Origin of the sequence: Pedococcus ginsenosidimutans, assembly GCF_039544395.1 — a bacterium.
In the GTDB taxonomy this organism is placed as follows: Bacteria; Actinomycetota; Actinomycetes; order Actinomycetales; family Dermatophilaceae; genus Pedococcus; species Pedococcus ginsenosidimutans.
Map to the genome: position 1 here is coordinate 269,791 of NZ_BAABLO010000004.1, position 22,199 is coordinate 291,989.

The following is a 22,199-nucleotide window of genomic DNA, read 5'->3' on the forward strand; positions in this document are numbered from 1 at the left end:
CCGCGTCAGCCGGCCACGTCACCGACGGCGTCAGTCGTCAACGTCAGCCGGCCACGTCACCGACGGTGACGCCGGCGTTCGTGAGGGACACCTCGACCTCGAACCACACCGTGGTGCCGGCCGACGTGCGGTGGGCCCCGAAGGCGTCGCTGACCGCCCGGACGAGGGAGAGCCCGCGGCCCCGCACCGCCATGGCCTCGCCACCGGTGAGCAGCGGCTCCCCGCGGTTGCCGCTGTCGGCGACCGTCACCGCGACGACCCCCGTGTCGAGGTCGAGGGTGAGGTGTGACTCCGTGCCGGCGTGGAGCACGGCGTTGGTGATGAGCTCGGAGATGCCGGTGACGATGGTGTACTGGTCGCCCTCGTTGACCTGCCACAGCTCGAGCTGCTCCCGGGCCCAGTCACGGGCGGCCTTGACCGACTCAGGCATGGGCGGGACCACGATCGCCGCCCGGCGGTGGCCGCGCGGTGACCGGCCGACGGTGAGGACGGCACAGTCGTCCTCCTGCCCGCTCACGGGGACCATCGACTCCATGACGAGCTGGGCGACGCTTCGCGGGCTGCTCGGCGGGACGTCGGCGAGGACCTCGAGCAACCGGGCCTCGCCCGCGTCGAGCGCCTCTCCCCTGCGCTCGATGAGCCCGTCGGTGTAGACGACGAGCATGTCCCCGACCTCGAGCACCAGGCGGTGGGTCGGCCGGTGTCCCGAGAGCCCCAGCGGCGGCCCGACCGCCATGTCGAGCAGCTGCCCGCGCGGGTTGCCCTCGTCGCGCGAGAAGCGGCCCGACAGCAGCGCGGGCACGGGGTGGCCGGCGCTGGCGATCTCCACGACACCGGTCTCCGGGGAGACCGTGCCGTAGAGCATCGTGACGAACAGCTCACCCCCGAACGCCATGCCGGGGCGTGCGCGCGTCGACCCCAGGGGCATCGAGGCGGGCCACAGCGCGTCGAGGTCCCACACCACGCGGTCCAGGGACTTCATGACCGACTCCGGACGGGGGTCGGTCAGGGCGGCCCCGCGCAGGGCCGAGCGCACCTGGCCCATCACCGTGGCAGCCATGACACCTCGGCCGGCGACGTCGCCGATCACGAGGGCGAGCCGGCCGTCCGGGAGGAAGAACGAGTCGTAGAAGTCGCCCCCGGCGACGGTCCCCTCGGAGACGGGCTCGTAGCGCGCGGCGATGCTGATCTCGTCGCACTGCGGGAGGCTCGGCGGCAGCAGGGTCCGCTGCAGGAGCTCGGCGGTCGACCGCTCCGCGTCGTAGACCACGGCCCGGCCGAGCGCCTCGCCGATCAGCCCGGTGAACGCGGTCAGCACGGCCGCGATGTCGCGGGGCAGCGGCGTGGACTCCCGGAAGACGAGGATCACGGCGGCCGTGCTGCGGGCCCGCAGGGGTATGGCGACGAGCTCGGCATGCTCGGAGACGTACGGCTCGCCCGCGGCGGTGCAGCGGGCGACGACCTCGGCCAGGTCGTCGGCGACCTCCGCCCAGATGAGCGGCAGCCGCTCCTCGTCCGGCGAGAGGTCCTCGATGCGGTGCCGGCGCGCCATGCGCCACCCACCCGGCCCCGGCGAGGGCAGGCACATCCCGACCGAGAGGGCCCCGAACGCCGACACCGACTCGCGGAGCACGACCTTGCAGACGTCGTCGACGGTGACCGCCACGGCGAGCGCGGTGGCCAGGTCGGTGACGGCACGCGCCCGGTCGAGGGTCGAGGACATCTCCACGGCGATGTGCAGGAGGGCGATCACCCTGCCCTCGTCGTCGTGGACCGGTGACCCGGTGCGCAGGAAGTGCCCGAGGATCGGCGCCTCGTCGGCCTGGCTTCCCGGCACCCGCACCTCCGTGCCCTCGTCGAGGAACGGCTCGCCGTACGCCATCGTGGCGTCGAACAGGCTGCCGATGTGCGACTCGTCCCAGATCTCGGGGACCACCTCGGTCGCGCGCCGGCCGAACGCCGCCGGGTGCCGCTCGCCGAGCTGCTCGGCGAAGGCGTCGTTGTAGAGCAGCACGTGGTCCTCACCCACGAACAGCGCCATGGGCAGCGGGCAGGCGAGCACGAGGTCCCACACCACCTGGAGCGCGGTCGGCCACTGGTCCGGGGCCCCGAGGGAGCTGCCGGACCAGTCCAGGTGGGCAGCAAAACGCCGCGCGCCCCGCGTCTGGCCCTCACTCAACGCACTCCGCCTTCCGCCACGTCACAGCGTATGGCTCCGTACCGGGCTCATGAGTCTTGGCCGGTGGGCAATCTGGGTGGGGTCGTCCCGGCTGCACCGACCTGGCTGATGAGGAACGCCCACTCCCACGCCACCTGGTGCCAGGAGTCGTACCGGCCGCTCTTGCCACCGTGTCCCGCCACCATCTCGGTGCGCAGCAGCACCGGACGCTCCAGGGGGTCGCTCGTGGTGTGCTCGCGCAGCCTGGCCACCCACTTGGCCGGCTCGGTGAAGTAGACGCGCGTGTCGTTGAGCGACGTCGTGGCCAGCACGGCGGGGTAGGCCGCGTCCCGCACGTTCTCGTAGGGCGAGTACGACTTCATGTAGGCGTAGACCTCGGGGTCGTGCAGCGGGTCGCCCCACTCCTCCCACTCCACCACGGTCAGGGGCAGGCTCGGGTCGAGGATCGTCGTCAGGGCGTCGACGAACGGGACGGCCGCATGGACCGCGCGGAAGCGCTCCGGGGCGAGGTTGACCGCCGCCCCGATGAGCAGCCCACCCGCCGACCCGCCCTCGGCGACGAGCCGGTCCGGGTGGACCCAGCCGGACTCGACGAGGTGGTCGGCGCAGTCGACGAAGTCGGTGAAGGTGTTCTTCTTCTGCAGCAGCTTGCCGTCGTCGTACCACCGGCGACCGAGCTCGCCACCACCACGGACGTGCGCGATGGCGTAGACGAAGCCGCGCTGGAGCAGGGACAGCCGGGCGACCGAGAAGTAGGGGTCCGAGGACAGCTCGTAGGACCCGTACGCGGCCAGCATGCCCGGTCGGGTGCCGTCGGGCGTCGCCCCCGCAGGGTGGACCAGGGAGATCGGGACCATGGTGCCGTCGGCCGCGGTCGCCCACTCGCGGCGCTGCTCGTACTGCGTCGGGTCGTAGCCGCCGAGGACGGGCTGGCGCTTGAGGAGGGTCAGCTCCCGGGTGCGGAAGTCGTAGTCCAGCACGGTGCGCGGCGTCACCATGGACTCGAAGACGACCTGCAGGGTGACGGTGGCACTCTCGGGGTTCTCGCCGAGGCCCACCTGGTAGACGGGCTCGTCGAACTCGAGGTCGTGGGTCGCCCCGTACCCGGACTCGCTCGACGGGTCGCGCTCCAGCACCCGCAGTGCGGTCAGGCCGTCGCGGCGCAGGGACAGCACGGCGACGTCGTCGAAGGCCTCCACCCCCTGGAAGCGCTCGCCCGGCGCCGAGCCCATCACCGGGCGCCACTGGTCGGCGGACGTGGCGTCCAGCGGGGCCCACGCCAGGTCGGAGTCGACGTGGTCGGCGTTGTGGACGATGAGCAGCCGGTCAGGACCGGGCTCGACGTCGTACTCCACGCCTTCACGCCGCGGCGCCACCACCCGGAACTCGCCCGTGGGGTCGGCGGCGTCGAGGATCATCACCTCGGACGTGGTCTTGGAGCCCAGGCCGATCATGATCCAGCGGTCGTCGCGCGAGGAGCCCAGGCCCATCCAGAAACGCTCGTCGTCCTCCTGGTGCACGAGCACGTCGGCCTCGCTGGGGCCGCCCACCTCGTGGCGCCACACCTGGTGCGGGCGCCAGGTCTCGTCGACCCGCGTGTAGAACAGGTGGCGGCCGTCGAGGGAGAAGACGCAGCCGTAGCCCACCTCGCGCACCGCGGTGTCGACCACCTCGCCCGTCGACAGGTCCTTGACCCGCAACGCGAAGCGCTCGTCGCCCTCGGTGTCGACGGCGTACGCGAGCAGCCGGTGGTCGGGGCTGACGGACAGGGCGCCGAGGGCGAAGAAGTCGTGGCCGCGGGCCTCGACGTTGCCGTCCAGCAGCACCTGCTCGCCGGCGACCTCGGCCTGCGCCTCGGGCGTCGGCCGGGGCTCACCCTCCACGCGCGGGCACCGGCACTCCACGGAGTACTGCGAGCCCTCGTAGCTGCGGGAGTAGTACCACCACGGCCCGCTGGCGACGGGCACCGACAGGTCCGTCTCCTGGGTGCGGGAGCGGATCTCCTCGAAGATCGCCGCCCGCAACGGCTCGAGGTCGGCCGTGACCGCCTCGGCGTACGCGTTCTCCGCCTCGAGGTGGCTGACCACGGCGGGGTCGGCCTTGTCCCGCAGCCACTCGTACGGGTCGACCACGACGTCGCCGTGGTGCTCGCGCGTGGTGTCCCGCCGCGCGGCCCTGGGCGGGACCGGAGGTGGGGTCACCAACGTGGTCGGGCGGTGCGGCGGGGTCGGAGGCGTCACTGCAGGCGTGCTCACGTTCGCACCCTATGCGGTGGGGTCAGCCGGCCAGGCAGCGCGGCCCGAGGATGACCTTGAGGTCACCGAACAGCGCCTCGGTCGCGTTGACGCGGTAGGCGTCCTCGAGCTTCATCAGGACCGACCGGCCGGGCTGGCTGAGGCGCACGTGGACCTCGGTCTGCCCCGGGTGCGACGACAGCACCGACTTGAGCTCCTCGACCTTGGCCTGGGTCGCCCGGTTGGTGTCCATGGTGACCACCACGGGACCGCGCGGGCCCTCGGAGATGTCGGGCAGGGTGAGGTCGGAGGCGTAGATCGAGGGGGTGTCGTCGCGCCGGTTGACGCGGCCCTTGACCACGACGACGGCGTCGTGGGTGAGCGCGTGCTGGACGGTGAGGTAGGCCGAGGGGAAGAACAGGCACTCGATGGCGCCCTCGAGGTCCTCCACGGTCACGATCGCCCAGAGGTCGCCCTTCTTGGTGCGCTTGACCTGCAGGCCGGTGATGAGGCCGGCGATGGTGACGTTGGCACCCTCGGGCTTGCCGTCCTCACCAGTGAGGCTCGCGATCGAGGTGTCGGCGTGCGAGGAGAGCACGTGCTCGATACCGAACAGCGGGTGGTCGGAGACGTAGAGCCCGAGCATCTCGCGCTCGAACTGCAGCAACGTCTTCTTGTCCCACTCGACGCCGGGGATGGGTGGCAGCACCGAGAAGTCGACCGACTCCGCGCCCGCGTCGCCGAACGACCCGAACAGCGAGTCCTGGCCGATGGCCTCCTGGCGCTTGATGTCGACGAAGTTGTCGACGTAGTCCTCGTGCACGCGCAGCAGGCCCTGGCGCGACTCCTGCAGCCCGTCGAACGCGCCCGCCTTGATGAGCGACTCGATGGTGCGCTTGTTGCACACCACGATCGGGCACTTGGACAGGAAGTCCTTGAAGGACGTGAACCGGCCCTTCTCCTCGCGGGCGGCGATGATCGCCTCGACGACGTTGTGGCCGACGTTGCGGATCGCCTGCAGTCCGAAGCGGATGTCGGTGCCGACGGCGGCGAACCGGCCGACCGAGTCGTTGACGTCCGGCGGCAGGACCTTGATGCCCATGCGCCGGCACTCGCCGAGGTAGAGGGCGGACTTGTCCTTGTCGTCGCCGACGCTGGTGAGCAGGGCGGCCATGTACTCGGCCGGGTAGTTGGCCTTGAGGTAGCCGGTCCAGTACGACACCAGGCCGTAGGCCGCGGTGTGCGCCTTGTTGAACGCGTAGTCGGAGAACGGGACGAGGACGCCCCACAGCGCGGCGATCGAGGCCTCGTTGAACCCCTTGGCCTTCATGCCCTCGGAGAAGGGGACGTACTCGGCGTCGAGCACCTCCTTCTTCTTCTTGCCCATGGCGCGGCGCAGGAGGTCGGCGTTGCCGAGCGTGTAGCCGGCCAGCTTCTGGGCGATCTCCATGACCTGCTCCTGGTAGATCACCAGGCCGTAGGTCGTGCCGAGGATCGGGCCGAGGGCGTCGATCATCTCCTGCTGGAGCTTGCCCTCGAGCTGCGGGTCGAGGGGCGTGAGGGCCTGCTTGCCGTTCTTGCGCAGGGCGAAGTTGGTGTGGGCGTTGACGCCCATCGGCCCGGGCCGGTAGAGCGCGAGGGCGGCAGAGATGTCCTCGAAGTTGTCGGGCTGCATGAGCTTGAGCAGCGTGCGCATGCCGCCGCCGTCGAGCTGGAAGACGCCGAGGGTGTCACCGCGCGAGAGCAGGTCGAACGTGGCCTTGTCGGTCATGTCCTTCGACAGCGCGTCGAGGTCGATGTCCTCGTCCCGGTTGGCCTTGATGTTCTCGATGGCGTCGTCGAGGATCGTGAGGTTGCGCAGGCCGAGGAAGTCCATCTTGACCAGGCCGAGCGACTCGCAGCTCGGGTAGTCGAACTGGGTGATGACCTGCCCGTCCTGCAGCCGCCGCATGATCGGGATGACGTCGATGAGCGGCTCGCTGGACATGATGACGCCGGCGGCGTGCACGCCCCACTGCCGCTTGAGGCCCTCGAGGCCCTTGGCGGTCTCGACGATCTCCTGCAGGTGCGGCTCGGACTCCACGAGCGCCCGGAAGTCGCCGCCCTCGTTGTAGCGCTTGTGGTCCTTGTTGTAGATCTCGGACAGGGGCACGCCCTTGCCCATGACGTCCGGCGGCATCGCCTTGGTCAGCTGCTCGCCCACCACGAAGGGGTGGCCCATCACGCGGGCGGCGTCCTTGACGGCCTGCTTGGCCTTGATGGTGCCGTAGGTGACGATCTGCGCGACGCGGTCGGCGCCGTACTTCTCCGTCACGTACTTGATGACCTCACCGCGCCGGCGCTCGTCGAAGTCGACGTCGAAGTCGGGCATCGACATGCGCTCGGGGTTGAGGAACCGCTCGAAGATCAGGCCGTGCGGGATCGGGTCGAGGTCGGTGATCTTCATGGCGTAGGCGCACATGGAGCCGGCACCCGAGCCACGACCGGGTCCGACACGGATGCCGTTCTTCTTGGCCCAGTTGATGAAGTCGGCGACGACGAGGAAGTAGCCGGCGTAGCCCTTGGAGACGATGACCTCGGTCTCGAAGGCCGCCTGCTTGGTGGCGTAGTCGGGCACGCCCCCGGGGAAGCGCTCCTGCAGGCCCGTCTGGACCTCCTTGACGAACCAGCTCTCCTCGTTCTCCCCCGGCGGGCAGGGGAACCGGGGCATGAAGCGCCCCTCGCCCTCGGTGAACGAGATGTCGCACATCTCGGCGATGAGCAGGGTGTTGTCGCAGGCCTCGGGCAGCTCGCGCCAGGTGTGGCGCATCTCGGCCGGGCTCTTGAGGTAGAAGTCGTCGGCGTCGAACTTGAACCGGCCCGGGTCCATCATCGTCGAGCCGGACTGCACGCACAGCAGGGCCGAGTGGGCCTTGGCGTCCTCGGGGCTGGAGTAGTGCAGGTCGTTGGTGGCCACGAGCGGCAGGCCGAGGTCGCGGGCGAGGCGCAGCAGGTCCTTCTGGACGCGGCGCTCGATGTCGAGGCCGTGGTCCATCAGCTCGCAGAAGTAGTTCTCCGCGCCGAAGATGTCCCGGAAGTCGCTCGCCGCCTGCAAGGCCTCCTTGTACTGGCCGAGGCGCAGGCGCGTCTGGATCTCGCCGGAGGGGCAGCCGGTGGTGGCGATGAGCCCCTGGCCGTAGGTGCTGAGCAGCTCGCGGTCCATCCGCGGCCACTTGGCGTAGACCTGGTCGAGGCTGGCGAGCGAGTCGAGCCGGAACAGGTTGTGCAGGCCGTTGTTGTTCTTGGCCAGCAGCGTCATGTGCGTGTAGGCGCCGGACCCCGACACGTCGTCGCCCGACTGGGACTCGTCGCCCCACTTCACACGCGTCTTGTCGGTGCGGTGGGTGCCCGGGGTGACATAGGCCTCGACGCCGATGATCGGCTTGACGCCCGTGCCCTGGGCCTTCTTCCAGAACTCGTAGGCGCCGAAGACGTAGCCGTGGTCCGTGGTCGCCAGCGCGGGCATGCCCATCTCCGCGGCCCGGGTGAACAGGTCCCCGATCCTGGCCGCACCGTCGAGCATGGAGTACTCGGTGTGGACGTGGAGGTGGACGAACGAGTCGGTGCTGTTCGAGGGGCTCTGGGGGGCGGGCTGCGGGGACATCGAGACGATCCTAAGCCCGGCCACCGACGCCCCTCGGCGTGTCGCCGGGCCGTGTCGCGTCGGGTCCCCGACACGGCCCCCCGGCGACGGGTGGAGGACGCCTCAGAGCCGGTCGAGCGCCTGCTGGAGGTCCTCCGGGTACGGGCTCTCGAAGGTGACGTACTCCCCCGACCCGGGGTGCTCGAAGCCCAGCCCCACGGCGTGCAGCCACTGGCGCTCCAGGCCGAGCCGCGCCGCGAGGGTGGGGTCGGCGCCGTAGGTCAGGTCGCCCGCGCACGGGTGCCGCATGGCCGAGAAGTGCACCCGGATCTGGTGGGTGCGCCCGGTCTCGAGGTGGATGTCGAGCAGCGAGGCCGCCCGGAACGCCTCGATGACCTCGTAGTGCGTGACGCTGGGCTTGCCCTTGTCCATGACCGCGAACTTGTAGTCGTGGCCCGGGTGTCGCCCGATGGGCGCGTCGATGGTGCCCACCACCGGGTCCGGCAGGCCCTGCACGAGGGCGTGGTAGGTCTTGTCGACCGTGCGGCTGCGGAAGGCCTGCTTGAGGACGCTGTAGGCGTACTCGGACTTGGCGACGACCATGAGCCCGCTCGTGCCGACGTCCAGCCGGGACACGATGCCCTGCCGCTCGCTGGCCCCGCTCGTGGCGATGCGGTACCCGGCCGCGGCCAGGCCGCCGACGACCGTGGGCCCGGTCCAGCCGACACTCGGGTGGGCGGCCACGCCGACCGGCTTGTCGACGACGACGATGTCGTCGTCGTCGTGGATGATCCCCATGCCGGGGACGGGCTCGGCGATGACCTTCAGGCTCGGGCTGTCCTCGACCCCGGGGAGCAGCACCTCGAGCAGGTCGCCCGCGCTGACCCGGTCGGACTTGCCGACGGCGGTGTGGTTGAGCTGCACGTCGCCGGCCTTCGCGAGGTCGGCCGCCTTGGTGCGCGAGACGCCGAAGAGGCGGGCCAGGGCCGCGTCGACCCGCTCGCCCTCGAGGCCGTCCGGGACGTAGAGGGTGCGCGCGTCAGCCATGGTCCGCACCGTCCGTGCCGGCGCCGGAGCCCTCGTGGCGCCCGTGGTGGGGCCGCTTGCCGTCGACGCCCACGCCGCGCAGGGCGAGGAGGCCGATCAGGACCGCGGCGGACACGATGGCGATGTCGGCGACGTTGCCGATGAACAGGCCGAAGTAGTCGATGAAGTCCACGACGTGCCCCCGGCCGGGCGCCGGCTCGCGCAGCATCCGGTCGGTGAGGTTGCCCAGCGAGCCCCCGAGCAGCATCCCGAGCGCCCACGCCCAGCCCCGGCTGCCGATGCGCCGGGCCGTGCGCAGGATGAACACGAGCACGCCGAACGCGATGAGGGTGAGCACCCAGGTCGCGCTGTTCGCGATCGAGAACGCGGCGCCGGCGTTGCGGATGAGGTTGAGGCGGATGAACTCGCCGACGACGTCGACCGGCTCGCCCGGCGTGAGCTGCCGCAGGGCGACGACCTTCGTGACCTGGTCGCCCACGTAGGCGACCACGGCGACCGTCGCCAGGAGGAGGAACAGCCCGCGACGGTCGCGCGGGGTGTCGAGGGTGGTGTCGGGAGTGGAGGTGGACGCGTCGGCCGCGGTCAGCGGCGCTCCTGCTTCGTCTTGCATGTCACGCATAGGGTCGCACGAGGAGCGGCCTGAAGGCGAAGTTTGCCGATCGGGTTGCCGCACGACTCGCAGATGCCGTAGGTGCCGTTGTCGAGCCGCTCGAGGGCGTGCAGGTTCTGCTCGAGCATGTCGCGGGCGTTGTTGGCGAGGGAGATCTCCTGCTCGCGCTCGTAGGTCTTGGCCCCGGCGTCGGCCTGGTCGTCGCCGGCACCGTCGCCCGCGTCACGCATGAGGCCCACGAGGTCGGCCTCGGCCACGGTGATCTCCTGGCGCAGGTGGGCGATGTGGGACTCGATCTCCGAGCGCACCTCGCGCAGCTCCTTGGCGGTCCAGGGCGACTCGTCGTCCCGCACCACCAGGGAGGCGGGGCTCGCCTTCTTCGCCGGGGCGGCCTTCCTGGCAGCGGTCTTGGCAGCGGTCCTGCTGGCCGGCGCCGCCTTCGTGGCAGCGGCGGTCTTCTTGGCCGGCGCGGCCTTCGTGGCCGGTGCCCCCTTGGTGGCGCTCTTAGCGGACGGGGTCGTCTTCGCCGCCGGGGCGGTCTTCGTCGCCGGAGCAGCCTTCGTGACAGCCGCCGCCTTCTTCGCTGGTGCGGCCTTCTTCGCCGGCGCCGTCTTCGTGGCCGGTGCGGCCTTCTTCGCCGGCGCCGCCTTCTTCACCGCCGTGGTCTTGCTCGCGGTCCCGGTCGGAGCCTTTGCCGGAGCCTTTGCCGGGGCCTTCGCCGGGGCTTTCGTCGGGGCCTTCGTCGCGGCGGACTTCGACGCGGCGGCTCTCGCCTTTTGAACCATGGTGTGCCAGGCCCCTCGGTCGCAGGGCGCCCCGTGGGGGCGCTGTCAGGTGCGGTGAGGATAAGCGCTGGGCGGCGACTACTCAACGCCAACACACCACGGCCTCCTGGCGGGAACGCCGGAGGGCGCCCACCGCCGTGCGGTGGGCGCCCTCCGGGCTGTGCTGGACCGAGCTGCCTACTGCTGCTGCTCGTCGCCCTGCTGGGCCTGCTCGCCCTGCTCTGCCTCGGGCTCCTCGGCGCTGTCCAGGGGGGAACCCTCGGGCGCCAGGCCCGTCTGGTCGAGGTCGGCGAGCTGCTCCTCGATGTAGCTCTTCAGCCGCGCCCGGTAGTCGCGCTCGAAGGTGCGCAGCTCGTCGATCTTCTTCTCGAGCAGGCTGCGCTCGCGGCCGAGCTCCTCGAGGATCTGCGCCTTCTTCTGCTGCGCCTCGTGGACCATGCCCGTCGAACGCTCGCGCGCCTCGGTGATGAGCTGCTCGTGCCGCGAGGTGGCCTCGGCGATGAGCTCGTCGTGACGGGTCTGGCCGGTGGACAGGAGCTCGTCGTGACGGTTCTGGCCGGTGGAGACCAGCTCGTCGTGGCGGCTCTGGCCCTCGGTCACGAGGTCGTCGTGGCGGCTCTGGGCCTCGGCGATGAGGCGGTCGCGCGTCGACTCACCCTGGCCGACGTGCTCGTCGTGCAGGCGCTGCGCCATCTCGAGCAGCGCGGCGGCGCTGCCGCCACCACCGACCGCAGCGGCAGCCGTGACGGCCCCGCCCTCGGCGGTTCCACCCTGCTGGGACTGGGCGCGGGCAGCGGCGGCCTGCTCCTGGGCCTCCTGCACCCGGCGCTGTGCCTGCTCCTCCACCTCGCGGGCGCGGGCCTCGGCCTCGTCGGCGCGGGCGCGGGCCTCGTCGGCCTGGCGCTGCGCCTCGGCGAGGGCCTGCTCGACCTCCTGCGCCCGGGCCTGCTCCTCGCCGGCGTGGGTCTCGACCTGCTGCTGGGCGTCGCCGATGCGCGCCTGCGCGGCCTGCTCCGCCTCCGCCGCGCGGGCCTGGGCGACCTGCTCGGCCTCCTCCGCCTTGGCGTTGGCCTCGGCGATGCGTGCCTGCGCCGCCTGCTCGGCCTCGGCCGCCTTCGCCTCGATCTCCGCGATGCGCTCCTGCACCTTGGCCTGCGCCTGCTCCAGGACCTTGGCCTCGGCCTCCTGCGCTGCCTTGGCGTCGGCGGCCTTCTTGGCCTCCGCGTCGGCGCCGCTCTTCTCGACGACCGGCATGCCCTTGCTCTGGCGGCACTCGTTGAGCTGGTCACGCAGGTCGTCGGACTCCTTGACGATGCGGCGCATCTCGGCGACGACCTCGTCGAGGAAGTCGTCCACCTCCCGCTCGTCGTAACCACGACGGAACTGCGTGGGAGTGAAGTTCTTGTTGAGGACGTCCTCGGGCGTGAGCGTCATGTAGTCACCTCGGTTGGCAGGCGTGAGCAGAGCAGGTCAAGCATCCCAGAGACTGGGTCGGTGGCCAGCCTAGAGGATGGCCGGACCACCGCAGGATGGGGAGCGGGCTAGAGGATGCCCATCAGGATGCTGGTGCCGAAGAACAGGATCAGGAAGGCCAGGTCGAGCCTGAGCGAACCCAGCTGGAGCGGCGGCACGAGCCTCCGGAGGGCTTTCAGCGGAGGGTCCGTGACCGTGTAGATCGCCTCGGCGACGACGAGCAGGGCGCCACGGGGACGCCAGTCGCGCGCGAACACCTGGACCCAGTCCAGCACCAGCCGCCCGATGAGCACGACGAAGAAGACGAACACCGCGAAGCGGATGACGTCGGCGACGATGCTGGTCCCCAGGATCATGGGGTCACCCTGCCATGAAAGGCACGAGGGGCAGGGCGGGGGTGGGGCGGATCAGCTCTGGTTGAACAGGCCGCGCGTGGCGGGCGCCGGGGCGCCTTCCTCGGCCGAGACCTCGACGTGGGCCGGCGAGAGGAGGAAGACCTTGGACGTGACGCGCTCGATCTGGCCGTGCAGGCCGAAGACGAGGCCCGCGGCGAAGTCGACCAGGCGCTTGGCGTCACTGTCGTCCATGTCGGAGAGGTTCATGATGACGGGGGTGCCGTCACGGAAGCTCTCGCCGATGTTCTTGGCCTCGTTGTAGGTGCGCGGGTGGATGGTGGTGATCCGGTTGAGCGCGCCGACCTCGACGTCGCGCACGACGCGGGCGACGGGGGTGCGCTGGGGCAGGGGCGTCACGGCCGCGGAACGCTCGACGGGAGCCTCTTGGCGCTGCTGGGGCTCGTCGTAGTCGTACTCGTCGTACCCCTCGTAGCGCTCGTCCTCCTCGGCAAGCCCGAGGTACACCATCGTCTTGCGCAGCGCCCCAGCCATTGAGAGCTCCCTTTGTGTCCAGAAAGTGTCGGTGACACGTGCGGGTCCTGCCGTGTCCGTGCTCGGGACCGAAGTTACCGGTGTGGCTGCCGAGTTCCGAGGATTGCGCTCCCGACACGCAGGTGTGTCGCCCCGTGGGCGATGGCCTCCTCGAGGTCGCCGCTCATGCCGGCGGAGATCCACGTCGCCCCGGGGGCCACCTCGCGTACGGCGCCGGCGACCTCCCGAAGGCGCGCGAACGCGGGCGCGGGGTCGGCCCCCAGGGGCGCGACCGCCATGACGCCGCGAAGGCGCAGGTGCTCGCCGCCTCCCACCAGGCCGGCCAGCTCGACGGCGTCCTGCGGGGCCACTCCCCCGCGGCCCCTGGCCTCGTCGAGGTTGACCTGCACCAGGACGTCCAGCACCCGGCCGGCCGAGCCCGCGGCGGACTCGAGGGAGGTGACGAGCTTGGGGCGGTCGACGGACTGGACCACGTCGGCGTAGCGGACCACGGAGGTGGCCTTCTTCGACTGCAGCTGCCCGATGAAGTGGACCCGCAGGTCCTGGCGACGCGCGACGTCACGCAGCTTGGCCGACACCTCCTGGTCGCGGTTCTCGCCGATGTCCGTGACACCGAGCTCGGCCAGGAGGTCGACGTCGCTCGCGGGGAAGAACTTCGTCACGGCGACCAGCGTCACCTCGGCCGGGTCGCGGCCCGCGGCCTCACAGGCCCGGGATACCCGCTCCCGCACCGCGCCCAGGCTGCGCTCGAGCTCTGCCCGCCTCGCCTGGTCGGTCACGACGCCTCCAGCACGACGACTCCGGCGAACCGGCCCGTGCGACCGTCGCGGCGGTACGAGTACAACCGCTCGTCCTCTCGCGCACATCCCGCAATCCATTGCACCGCAACGTCGTTCGTGTGGAGCTGGGCGACCACGCCGGACGCCACGTCCACCGCAGGGGTGCCCGTCCACGACACTCCCGCCGACTCCGGGGACACGGCGGCGGCCTCGTCGCGCAGGTCGGCCGGCACCTCGTAGCAGCGCCCGCACACCGACGGTCCGACCACGGCAGTGATCTCCCGCGCGCCCAGGCCCCGCATCCGCGCGACCGTGACGTCGACGATCCGCGAGGTCATGCCCGGACGTCCCGCGTGGACTGCGGCGACGACGCCCGCCACAGGGTCGGCGAGCAGGACCGGCGTGCAGTCGGCCACCAGGGCGGCGAGGGCCAGCCCCGGCGTGGTGGTGACGACCCCGTCGGCGCGGGGGGCGCCGGACGCGCCCCACGGCCCGTCCACCACGACGACGTCGTTGCCGTGGCACTGCTGCAGGAACAGAAGGTGGTCGCGCGACACGCTCATGGCCTCGGCGACACGGGAGCGGTTGGTCTCCACGGCGCCCGGGTCGTCACCCACGTGGCCGCCGAGGTTCAGGGACCCGAACTCCCCCGCGCTCACCCCGCCCTCGCGGTCGGTGAACCCCCAGTGGACCGGCCCGAGCTGACCGCGCGCGAAGAACACGGACCCAACCTAGTGCCCCCGCCCCCGCCCGGCCGCGGGCCCCGTACACGCGGAGGGCGCCGGACCCGTGCGGGTCCGGCGCCCTCCGGCGCGAGCAGGCTCGGCCTGCCGTGGCGGGTGCCTACTTGAGGAAGTCCGGCACGTCGAGGTCGTCGCCCTCGTCGAACGTCACCGTCCGCGGCGGCCGCCCGGCGGGCTCGCGCGGGGCCGACGGCTCCTGGGCGGGAGCCTGCGCCGGCGCCTGGGCAGGAGCCGGCTGCGAGGGCTGGAACATCGGGTTGGGCTGCTGCCGGACCTGCTGCGGCTGCGCCGGGGCCGGGGCGGACGGCGCCTGGGCCGGGGCGGCGGCAGGAGCGGCCTGCTGCTGCGGCCGTGACGACCCCTGGATCTGCCCGATCGCCCGGTCGTTGTCGCGCTTGAGCGGGGCACCGCCGTCGAAGCCGGCGGCGATCACGGTCACCCGGACCTCGTCACCGAGGGCGTCGTCGATGACGGCACCGAAGATGATGTTGGCCTCGGGGTGCGCTGCCTCCTGGACCAGGCGGGCCGCCTCGTTGATCTCGAAGAGACCGAGGTCGCTGCCGCCCTGGATGGACAGCAGGACGCCGTGGGCGCCGTCGATGCTGGCCTCGAGCAGCGGGCTGGAGATGGCGAGCTCGGCGGCCTGGACGGCGCGGTCGTCACCGCGGGAGGACCCGATACCCATCAGGGCCGAGCCGGCTCCCTGCATGACCGACTTCACGTCGGCGAAGTCGAGGTTGATCAGGCCCGGGGTGGTGATGAGGTCGGTGATGCCCTGGACACCGGAGAGCAGCACCTGGTCGGCCGAGCGGAACGCGTCGAGCATGCTGACCGCGCGGTCGCTGATCGACAGGAGCCGGTCGTTGGGGATGACGATGAGGGTGTCGACCTCCTCGCGCAGGTTGCCGATGCCCGTCTCCGCCTGGTTGGCGCGGCGACGTCCCTCGAAGGTGAACGGGCGCGTGACGACACCGATCGTCAGGGCACCGAGGCCCTTGGCGATCTTCGCGACGACGGGGGCGCCACCGGTGCCGGTGCCGCCTCCCTCGCCCGCGGTGACGAAGACCATGTCGGCCCCCTTGAGGACCTCCTCGATCTCCTCCGCGTGGTCCTCGGCAGCCTTCTTCCCGACCTCCGGGTCGGCACCGGCGCCCAGCCCGCGGGTCAGCTCGCGACCGACGTCGAGCTTGACGTCGGCGTCGCTCATCAGCAACGCCTGTGCGTCGGTGTTGATGGCGATGAACTCCACGCCCTTGAGGCCGACCTCGATCATGCGGTTGATGGCGTTGACGCCACCTCCGCCGATGCCGACGACCTTGATGACGGCCAAGTAGTTCTGTGGTGCTGCCACGGCGGTGGGCCTCTCCTGAATGCGGTGCTGGTGTCTAGACGTCAAGTCGAGGGTTAGACTTATGTCAACTTTCCGGTGCCGCCGACGCTATGCGTTGGGTGGGAGGCAGGCAACGAGGCATGCCGCGTGTCGCAGCACGGATTGGCCCGATTTCCGGGTTTCTCGACGGACCTGCCGGGGCTGTCGCAACACCGGTCACAACAGCCCCACTGGCACCACTCTCGCAGAGCCCGGACGCCACCGGGTCAGCGGGTGACCGGAGTGTCCGGAGCGCTCACGTCGACGACCTTCGGCGAGCCCTTGAGCAAGGCGGTCATGATGGCCAGCTTGCGCTCCGGCTCCTGCACGCCGCCCCACACGACGGTGGTCCGCCCGATGGTCAGCGTCACGAGGTTGGCGCTGCTGACGGTGACCTTGCCGACGCGGTGCTGCATGCTCGCCGGGAGCACCCGCACGACACTGACCGCCGCCTCCAGGGCGTCCCTGGACACGGCGGCGTCGCTGGCCGCGTCGACCACCGGGACACCCTTGGGCGCCCTGGTCACCTGGGCGTACGCGACACCCTCGTCATCCACAACCTTTAGTTGACCTTGAGGGTTCTTGACCACGAGGAACGGCACCCGCGGGCTGGCGTGGATGACCAGCGTGCTCGGCCACGAGCGCTCGATGGACACGTCGGCGACCGTGGCACGCTCGGCCACCCGTGCCGCGACGAGGGCCTGGTCGACCCGCGCCAGGGGCTCCCCCATCCGCACCGCGGCCAGGGCCCTGATCGGGCCGACCTCGGACTCGGGGACGCCGACGACGTCGACCTTCCGGACGGCGAGGACGGGGCTGAAGGCGACCACCCAGACCAGGAAGCCGACGACGACGAGCAGCCCCGCGACGTACGCCCCGAGCCGCAGCGGGCGGCGCCGCACCTCCTGGGCGCGGCGCTGGAAGCGGGCCGCTGACGAGGCGAGCCCCGTGGTACGGCCGCTCCCGGTGGGATGCCCGGAGGTTCGTGCCGGGGTTCGTGCGGACTGGTGCTCGGAGGGGCGGCGCCCGTGGGTGGTGGGGGGTGACGACGGCCGCTCGGGCGCGCGGCTCGTGCCGTCGCCCGGGGTACGGGTGGACCCGGTCGTTCGGCTCACGACTCGCCCAGCGCCCGCAGGATCTCGGGCCCGACCATGGTGACGTCACCTGCACCGACGGTGAGGACGAGGTCGCCCGGCCTGGCCCGCCTCGCGACCTCGCCGGCGACGGCGGACCACGACGGCACGACCGTCACGTCTGCGTCGGGGCGGACGGCGCGCAGCGCGTCGGCGACCAGCTCGGAGGAGACCCCGGGTACCGGGTCCTCGCGGGCGCCGTAGACCTCCATGAGGAGGACGACGTCGGCGGGCGCCAGCGCCCGGGCGAACTCGGGCGCGAAGTCACGGGTGCGCGAGTACAGGTGGGGCTGGAAGACGACGACCAGCCGTCCGCGCTCCCCCACCAGCTCGGCGGCGGTGGAGACGACGGCCGACACCTTGCCGGGGTTGTGGGCGTAGTCGTCGACCACGGTCACCCCCGCCGCGGTGCCCTTGGGCTCGAACCTGCGCCGGGTGCCCGTGAACCCGAACAGCCCGTCGAGCACGCGCGTCGGGTCCTGCTGCAGCCCCTCGACCGCGACCGTGTAGGCCGCGGCCGCGTTGAGCAGGTTGTGCCGGCCCGGGATGTTGATGCGCAGGGCGCGGTCCTCGCCGTCGGGGCCGGTGACGGTGACCCGGCTCATGAGGCCGCGCGACACCTCGTCGCGCAGGACGACGTCCGCCTGGGGCGACCAGCCGTAGGTGAGCACCCGCGTGCCCGCGGCACGGGTGGCCTCGGCCAGCTCGAGGGAGCCCGCGTCGTCGTGGCAGGCCACGAGCAGGCCCCCCGGCTGCACCGAGGCGGCGAACTGCGCGTAGGCCTGCTGTACGTTGGCGAACGTGCCGTAGAAGTCGAGGTGGTCGGCCTGCACGTTGGTGACGACCGCGACGTCCGGCCGGTAGACGAGGAACGAGCCGTCGCTCTCGTCGGCCTCGGCCACGAACACGTCGCCGGTGCCCCAGTGGGCGTTGGTGCCGTGCTTGGCCAGCTCACCCCCGGCCGCGAAGGACGGGTCGACCCCGCAGTGCTGCAGGGCGACGGTGAGCATCGAGGTCGTCGTGGTCTTGCCGTTCGCGCCGGCAACCGCGACGCGACGCGACCCGGACATGGTGCTCGCGAGGGCCTGGGAGCGGTGCAGCACCCGCAGACCACGCCGGCGTGCCTCGGCCAGCTCGACGTTGGACTCGCGGATCGCCGAGGAGACCACCACGGTGTCGACGCCGTCGAGGTGGGTGACGTCGTGGCCGACGTGCACGGTGGCGCCCTCGGCCGACAGTGCGGCGAGCACGGGCGACTCCTTGGCGTCGGACCCGGACACCCGGCAGCCGCGGGCCAGCATGACCCGGGCGACCCCGGACATGCCGGCGCCACCGATGGCGATGAAGTGCACGGCCCCCAGCTCCTCCAGGGGCGGCACGGGGTCGGTGAAGGTGAACCGCTGGTTCTCGCCGTTCACGTCAGCGACCCCCGGACTCGGCGAAGGCACGGACGACGAGGTCCGCCAGGGCCTCGTCCGCACCGCGGGTCCCGACCCCGGCCGCGGCCGCCGCCATGGTCTCGAGCCGCTCGTGGTCGACGACCAGGGGGGCCAGGGTGAGGTCGACCCATCCCGGCGTGAGGTCGGCGTCGGCGACGAGGATGCCGCCGCCGGCCGCGACGACGTCGGCGGCGTTGTAGCGCTGCTCGCCGTTGCCGATGGGCAGTGGCACGTAGACAGCGGGCAGGCCCACCGCGGTGAGCTCGCAGACGGTGTTGGCCCCGGCACGGGCGACGACGAGGTCTGCCGCGGCGTACGCGAGGTCCATCCGGTCGGTGTAGGGGACGGCGACGTAGGGCGGCCCCGTCTCCGCGCGCTGCGGCGTGAACTCCTTGCCGGCCCCGGTGAGGTGCAGGACCTGTACCCCGGCGCCGGTCAGCGACGCCGCCCGGCTCTCGAAGGCGGTGTTGAGCCGCTGGGCGCCGAGGGAGCCACCCGTGACCAGGACGGTGGGCCAGTGCTCCTCGAGGCCGAAGTGCGCCAGGCCCTCGGCCCGGCTGGCAGCCCGGTCGAGCTGGCTGATCTCCCGACGCAGCGGCATGCCCACGACGGTGGCGTGCGGCAGCGACGTGCTGGCGAACGTCGTGGCGACGTGGCGGGTCATCCGCGCGCCGAGCCGGTTGGCCAGGCCCGGGCGGGCGTTCTGCTCGTGGACGACGACGGGTATGCCGCGTCGGCGGGCCGCGAGGTAGGCCGGGGTGGAGACATAGCCCCCGAAGCCCACGACGACCTGCGCCCCGGTCTCGTCGATGGCACGGGCTGCGGCGTCGACCGCGGCGCGCAGGCTGTGGGGCAGGCGCAGGAGGTCGGACGAGGGCTTGCGGGGCAGCGGCACCTTGGGCACGGTGAGCAGCGGGTAGCCCCGCTGCGGCACGAGCCGGCTCTCGAGGCCGCTCTCGGTGCCGAGGGCGGTGACCCGGATGTCGGGGTCGCGGCGGCGCAGGCAGTCGGCGAGGGCGAGCAGCGGTGAGACGTGCCCCGCCGTCCCCCCACCGGCCAGCAGGACCGAGGCGGGTGTCGTCGTCGTCATCAGCGTCCCCGTCGTCCGGGCAGCACGGCCAGCGAACGGCGCACGACCGAGGGCTTGGCCGACAGCGCCTCCTGGCACCCGGGTTCCTGGCGTGCGAACGACAGCAGCATGCCGAGGGCGAACATCGACGTCATGAGGGACGACCCGCCGTAGGAGACGAGGGGAAGCGGCACGCCGATGACGGGGAGCAGCCCGATCACCGCGCCGATGTTGATGATGGCCTGGCACACGATCCACGCCATCACGCCGGCGGTGGAGATGCGGACGAAGGTGTCCTTGCTGCGCAGGACGATCCGGTAGCAGACCAGGGCCAGCGCGCAGAACAGGCCGAGCATGACCAGGGTCCCGGGCAGCCCGAGCTCCTCGCCGAGGATGGCGAAGATGAAGTCGTTGTGGGCCTCCGGGAGCCACGACCACTTCTCACGGGAGGCACCGAGGCCGACGCCCCACCACCCGCCGTCGGCGAGGGCGTAGCGGCCGTGCAGCGGCTGGCGCGCGGCGCCGTACGGGTCGGTGTCCTTGCCCAGCCACACGTCGAAGCGGGCCAGGCGGTTGGGGCTCGTGACGACCATGAGCACGGCCAGGGTCGTGAAGGTGGCTGCGCCCCAGATGAACAGCCGGCGCGGCACCCCGGCGGCGAAGAGCACCGCGGCGACGACACCACCCATCACCATGACCGTCCCGAGGTCGTGCCCGGCGAGGACGAGCCCGATGGTGGCCAGGGCAGCGGGGAACAGGAACGGCACCACGACGTGGCCCAGCTTGCCGAGCGAACGGCGCTTCGCCGACAGCACCGCGGCACCGACGAGGACGAGGCCGACCTTGGCGAACTCCGACGGCTGCACGGTGACCGGCCCGACGGCCAGCCAGTTGCGGTTGCCGTTGACGGAGATCCCGAGCGGGGTGAACACGAGCAGCTGCAGGAACAGGGCCACGAGCAGGATCGGCACCGAGAGCGCCTTCCACGACCGGACCGGGACGTGGGCGGCGACGGCCATGGCCACCGCGCCCATGAGGGCGAACTGCAGTTGCTTCTTGAAGTAGAGGTAGGGCGTGCCGTTGTTGGTCTGCACGAGCGACATCACCGAGGACGCCGACAGCACCATGATCAGGCCGATGATGACGAGGACGACCGCGACCGAGAGCAGGACGTAGTAGCTGGTCACGGGCGAGTCGAGCCGCTGCAGCCAGCCGCCGACGCGGCCGGACTCCTCGCGACGCGCCGCTGGCTGGACGCCGGACGACGTGGCGGTGGCGCTCACTGCTACTCCCCCTGCGGCCCGGTGGTCCGGCCGCCTGCCTCGCGTCGACGGACGACCGCGGAGGCGAAGGCGTCGCCGCGGGCGCCGTAGTCGGTGAACATGTCCATGGACGCGGCCGCTGGGGCGAGGAGCACGGTGTCGCCGGGCTGGGCCAGCCCGGCGGCCTGCGCGACGACGACATCCATGGCACCAGTGTCCGTGCTCGGCACGTCGACGACCGGCACATCCGGCGCGTGTCGGGCGAGCGCCTCGGCGAGCTGCGCGCGGTCGGCACCGAGGAGCACCGCGGCACGCAGGCGCGGAGCGGCCTCGCGGACGAGGTCGTCGACGTCGGCTCCCTTGAGCAGCCCCCCGGCGACCCAGACGACGTGCTCGAACGACAGCAGCGACGCGAGGGCGGCGTGCGGGTTGGTGGCCTTGGAGTCGTCGACGTAGCGGACGCCGTCGACCTCGCCGCAGTCGGCGATCCGGTGCGGCTCGGGCCGGAACGCGCGCAGCCCGTCACGGACGGCCACCGGCGGCACGCCGTACGCCCGGGCGAGGGCCGCCGCCGCCAGGGCGTTGGCGAGGTTGTGCGGTGCGAGGGTCGCGGAGCTGCCACGGACGTCGTCAAGGGTCGCCAGCTCGGCGGCGGAGGTCTTGCGCTGCTCGACGAACGCCCGGTCGGCCAGGATGTCGTCGACGACCCCCACCATCGAGGGTCCCGGGGTGCCGAGGGTGAAGCCGATCGCGCGGCAGCCCTCCTGCACCTCGGCGTCCATGACGAGCCGCTCGGTGGTCGGGTCCTGCACGTTGTAGACGCACGCGACCTTGGTGTTGGCGTAGACCTTGCCCTTGGCCGCGGCGTACTCCTCGAACGACCCGTGCCAGTCGAGGTGGTCGGGCGCGACGTTGAGGCAGGCCGACGCGTGGGGCGCGAGGCTGTCCGACCAGTGCAGCTGGTAGCTGGACAGCTCCACGGCGATCACGTCGTACGGGTCGGGGTGGAGCACCGCCTCCAGGATGGGGGTGCCGACGTTGCCGGCCGCGGTGGCCCGTAGCCCGGCCGCCCGCAGCATCTCGGCGAGCATCGTCACGGTCGTGGTCTTGCCGTTGGTGCCCGTGATGGTCAGCCACGGGGCCGGTCCGACGGCGGCGCGCATGCGCCAGGCGAGCTCGACCTCGCCCCAGACCGGGATGCCCTCCGCGGCGGCCTGCGCCAGCAGGGGTTGCGTCGGGCGCCACCCCGGGGAGGTGACGACGAGGTCGGCGGCGTGGCCGGTGGGGAGGGCGGCGACGTGGTCCGGCCCGAGGCGGACGTCAACGCCGAGGATGTCGAGGATGCGGGCGCGTTCCCCCAGCCCGGTGTTGGTCTCGGGGTCACCCCCGTCGACCGCGACGACGTGGGCGCCGCGCTCGTGGAGGGCGTCGGCCGCGGCGAACCCGCTGACCCCGAGCCCCGCGACCACGACCCGCAGACCGCTCCAGTCCGCGCCGCCGTCCGTCAGACCGTCGAGCCGTCCGCCGACCGGTGTGCTGCTCACTGCTGCTGCTTCCTCACTGCTCGT

Annotated in this window: 18 protein-coding genes; 1 reads left to right on the top strand and 17 read right to left on the bottom strand. The window is 71.9% G+C overall.

All coding sequences use genetic code 11. The annotated features are described in order from the left end of the window. Nucleotides 1–43: 43 nt before the first annotated feature. The 6 genes from ABEA42_RS06075 to ABEA42_RS06100 all read right to left on the bottom strand — a co-directional run bounded on the left by ABEA42_RS06075 (nucleotide 44) and on the right by ABEA42_RS06100 (nucleotide 10,000). Nucleotides 44–2,179, bottom strand: a complete 2,136-nt coding sequence (locus ABEA42_RS06075; RefSeq protein WP_345501867.1) for a SpoIIE family protein phosphatase — start codon at nucleotides 2,177–2,179, stop codon at nucleotides 44–46. 47 nt (nucleotides 2,180–2,226) lie between these two features. Then, complete coding sequence (locus tag ABEA42_RS06080; protein ID WP_425572026.1) at nucleotides 2,227–4,419, bottom strand: S9 family peptidase; 2,193 nt, start codon at nucleotides 4,417–4,419, stop codon at nucleotides 2,227–2,229. Between the two features lie 37 nt (nucleotides 4,420–4,456). Next, complete coding sequence (gene dnaE / locus ABEA42_RS06085) at nucleotides 4,457–8,056, bottom strand: DNA polymerase III subunit alpha (RefSeq protein ID WP_345501869.1); 3,600 nt, start codon at nucleotides 8,054–8,056, stop codon at nucleotides 4,457–4,459. Between the two features lie 102 nt (nucleotides 8,057–8,158). Then, a complete protein-coding gene (locus ABEA42_RS06090) occupies nucleotides 8,159–9,082 on the bottom strand; it encodes an RluA family pseudouridine synthase (RefSeq protein ID WP_345501870.1) in 924 nt (307 codons plus the stop codon). Next, on the bottom strand, nucleotides 9,075–9,692 hold the full coding sequence (lspA, locus tag ABEA42_RS06095) for a signal peptidase II (protein ID WP_345501872.1): 618 nt from the start codon (nucleotides 9,690–9,692) through the stop codon (nucleotides 9,075–9,077). The genes ABEA42_RS06090 and lspA overlap by 8 nt, the downstream gene beginning before the upstream one ends. Next, nucleotides 9,665–10,000 carry a TraR/DksA family transcriptional regulator gene (locus ABEA42_RS06100; protein ID WP_345501873.1) on the bottom strand — a complete coding sequence of 112 codons (336 nt, stop codon included), beginning with the start codon at nucleotides 9,998–10,000 and terminating at the stop codon, nucleotides 9,665–9,667. Before ABEA42_RS06100 ends, lspA begins: the two co-directional genes overlap by 28 nt. Between ABEA42_RS06100 and ABEA42_RS06105 the strand changes: the two genes are divergently transcribed. Beyond that, nucleotides 9,975–10,472: a hypothetical protein gene (locus tag ABEA42_RS06105; protein WP_345501874.1), complete on the top strand. Its 498-nt coding sequence runs from the start codon at nucleotides 9,975–9,977 to the stop codon at nucleotides 10,470–10,472. The genes ABEA42_RS06100 and ABEA42_RS06105 overlap by 26 nt on opposite strands. Before the next feature lie 182 nt (nucleotides 10,473–10,654). Here ABEA42_RS06105 and ABEA42_RS06110 read toward each other — a convergent pair whose 3' ends face one another. The 11 genes from ABEA42_RS06110 to murD all read right to left on the bottom strand — a co-directional run bounded on the left by ABEA42_RS06110 (nucleotide 10,655) and on the right by murD (nucleotide 22,175). Further along, nucleotides 10,655–11,911 (bottom strand): DivIVA domain-containing protein, encoded by a 1,257-nt coding sequence (locus ABEA42_RS06110; RefSeq protein WP_345501876.1) that lies wholly within the window; start codon nucleotides 11,909–11,911, stop codon nucleotides 10,655–10,657. Between the two features lie 107 nt (nucleotides 11,912–12,018). Beyond that, entirely contained in the window at nucleotides 12,019–12,306 is a 288-nt protein-coding gene (locus tag ABEA42_RS06115) for a YggT family protein (RefSeq protein ID WP_345501877.1), read from the bottom strand. 51 nt (nucleotides 12,307–12,357) lie between these two features. Continuing rightward, nucleotides 12,358–12,837, bottom strand: a complete 480-nt coding sequence (locus tag ABEA42_RS06120) for a cell division protein SepF (protein WP_345501878.1) — start codon at nucleotides 12,835–12,837, stop codon at nucleotides 12,358–12,360. A 74-nt stretch (nucleotides 12,838–12,911) separates the two neighbouring features. After that, on the bottom strand, nucleotides 12,912–13,616 hold the full coding sequence (locus ABEA42_RS06125) for a YggS family pyridoxal phosphate-dependent enzyme (protein WP_345501879.1): 705 nt from the start codon (nucleotides 13,614–13,616) through the stop codon (nucleotides 12,912–12,914). Beyond that, nucleotides 13,613–14,338: a peptidoglycan editing factor PgeF gene (gene pgeF / locus ABEA42_RS06130; RefSeq protein WP_345501880.1), complete on the bottom strand. Its 726-nt coding sequence runs from the start codon at nucleotides 14,336–14,338 to the stop codon at nucleotides 13,613–13,615. Before pgeF ends, ABEA42_RS06125 begins: the two co-directional genes overlap by 4 nt. A 121-nt stretch (nucleotides 14,339–14,459) precedes the next feature. Continuing rightward, on the bottom strand, nucleotides 14,460–15,710 hold the full coding sequence (ftsZ, locus tag ABEA42_RS06135; RefSeq protein ID WP_345501881.1) for a cell division protein FtsZ: 1,251 nt from the start codon (nucleotides 15,708–15,710) through the stop codon (nucleotides 14,460–14,462). A 245-nt stretch (nucleotides 15,711–15,955) separates the two neighbouring features. After that, on the bottom strand, nucleotides 15,956–16,843 hold the full coding sequence (locus ABEA42_RS06140; protein WP_345501882.1) for a cell division protein FtsQ/DivIB: 888 nt from the start codon (nucleotides 16,841–16,843) through the stop codon (nucleotides 15,956–15,958). Further along, the gene (gene murC, locus ABEA42_RS06145) at nucleotides 16,840–18,279 is read right to left on the bottom strand and encodes a UDP-N-acetylmuramate--L-alanine ligase (RefSeq protein WP_345501883.1); all 1,440 of its coding nucleotides are present in this window, start codon (nucleotides 18,277–18,279) and stop codon (nucleotides 16,840–16,842) included. Before murC ends, ABEA42_RS06140 begins: the two co-directional genes overlap by 4 nt. A gap of 1 nt (nucleotide 18,280) precedes the next feature. Then, complete coding sequence (gene murG / locus ABEA42_RS06150; RefSeq protein WP_345501885.1) at nucleotides 18,281–19,390, bottom strand: undecaprenyldiphospho-muramoylpentapeptide beta-N-acetylglucosaminyltransferase; 1,110 nt, start codon at nucleotides 19,388–19,390, stop codon at nucleotides 18,281–18,283. Then, nucleotides 19,390–20,652: a putative lipid II flippase FtsW gene (ftsW, locus tag ABEA42_RS06155; RefSeq protein WP_345501886.1), complete on the bottom strand. Its 1,263-nt coding sequence runs from the start codon at nucleotides 20,650–20,652 to the stop codon at nucleotides 19,390–19,392. Before ftsW ends, murG begins: the two co-directional genes overlap by 1 nt. Nucleotides 20,653–20,654: 2 nt before the next feature. Then, complete coding sequence (gene murD / locus ABEA42_RS06160; RefSeq protein ID WP_345501888.1) at nucleotides 20,655–22,175, bottom strand: UDP-N-acetylmuramoyl-L-alanine--D-glutamate ligase; 1,521 nt, start codon at nucleotides 22,173–22,175, stop codon at nucleotides 20,655–20,657. Nucleotides 22,176–22,199 lie beyond the last annotated feature (24 nt).

Coding starts and splice junctions, on each gene's coding strand:
- dnaE (WP_345501869.1), bottom strand. CDS start 8,056: ATGTCCCCGCAGCCCGCCCCCCAGAGCCCCTCGAACAGCACCGACTCG.
- ABEA42_RS06090 (WP_345501870.1), bottom strand. CDS start 9,082: ATGGCTGACGCGCGCACCCTCTACGTCCCGGACGGCCTCGAGGGCGAG.
- lspA (WP_345501872.1), bottom strand. CDS start 9,692: ATGCAAGACGAAGCAGGAGCGCCGCTGACCGCGGCCGACGCGTCCACC.
- ABEA42_RS06105 (WP_345501874.1), top strand. CDS start 9,975: ATGTGGGACTCGATCTCCGAGCGCACCTCGCGCAGCTCCTTGGCGGTC.
- ABEA42_RS06110 (WP_345501876.1), bottom strand. CDS start 11,911: ATGACGCTCACGCCCGAGGACGTCCTCAACAAGAACTTCACTCCCACG.
- ABEA42_RS06115 (WP_345501877.1), bottom strand. CDS start 12,306: ATGATCCTGGGGACCAGCATCGTCGCCGACGTCATCCGCTTCGCGGTG.
- ABEA42_RS06120 (WP_345501878.1), bottom strand. CDS start 12,837: ATGGCTGGGGCGCTGCGCAAGACGATGGTGTACCTCGGGCTTGCCGAG.
- murG (WP_345501885.1), bottom strand. CDS start 19,390: ATGACGACGACGACACCCGCCTCGGTCCTGCTGGCCGGTGGGGGGACG.